This window comes from Myroides pelagicus, assembly GCF_009711055.1.
Classification (GTDB): domain Bacteria; phylum Bacteroidota; class Bacteroidia; order Flavobacteriales; family Flavobacteriaceae; genus Flavobacterium; species Flavobacterium pelagicum.
In genome coordinates this window covers 1-970 of the sequence record NZ_WMJY01000083.1, presented here as the reverse complement: position 1 = coordinate 970, position 970 = coordinate 1, and the positions used below count along the sequence as shown (strand labels likewise).

1 protein-coding gene is annotated in these 970 nt (G+C 32.4%); it reads right to left on the bottom strand.

Translation table 11 applies throughout. The features are described 5' to 3' along the window. Positions 1–962: transposase (locus GJV77_RS14640; protein WP_155037068.1), on the bottom strand; the 962-nt coding region annotated here is incomplete at its 3' end. Between the last annotated feature and the right edge of the window lie 8 nt (positions 963–970).

Genomic DNA, 970 nt, shown 5'->3' with positions numbered 1-970 from the left:
TCTTTTGCATATACTAAATTGTCTTTTCCAGAGTATGCCCGATCTCCTATGACAGATTTAACAGTCATTCCATTTTTAATAGACTCTTCTATTAATGTAGGTAATACTGGACCATCTCCTTTTTCTCCCGAAGTTACTACTGCAGCAGTGATAATACGTTCTTTACTCATAGCTATATGAGTTTTGTATCCCAAGAAAGATTCTTCTTTAGATTTATAACCTATTCGAGCGTCTTGATCTTTAGAAAGATCCCGTTGCTCTTGCACGTCTTCTAAAGCTTCTTTTAAAACATTAATTTTCTCACTTACTTTCGGTAAACTACTAATGGTTTGTCTTTCCTCTAAGCAATCAAGTAGTTCTTTACAATAAGTCATTTCATTTTCTACACTGTCATCTGTATTTTTAGCCGGTAATTGATCTTTTAGATTAGCGTCTGTCTCATAAATAACTTTACGTAAGTTCTTTGATCGATATCTTAGGAATTCGATCGCTGATGTTGAATTTGATCTACTCTGAGTGTGTGTTGCATCAACTATTATAGAATCTGATTTGATTATTCCTTTTGCTACTGCTAAAGCTACAGATTTACTAATCAATAATTCTAAAAGGGCAGTATCTTCAAGACGTAATTTTCTAAACTTAGTCAAGGTGCTTGGGTCTATGACAGGTTCTTCAATTGTCATATCTAAGAAATATTTAAATGACAAGTCATAACGTGATCGTTCTACCACATCTACATCGGATATATCAAATATTGTCTTTAACAATAGATATTTAAAAAGGCGTATAGGTGAATAAGCCATTCGGCCATTAGTAGAGCTATATTTACTTGATAGTTCTTCATAAATAAAACTGAAGTCTACAAGTTCATTTATCTTTCGTAACGTGTTGTTTTTAGGAACCAACATGTCATATAACTCTGAATATTTACTAAAAGATATTGTTTCTTGATGACCGACCATAATATTAT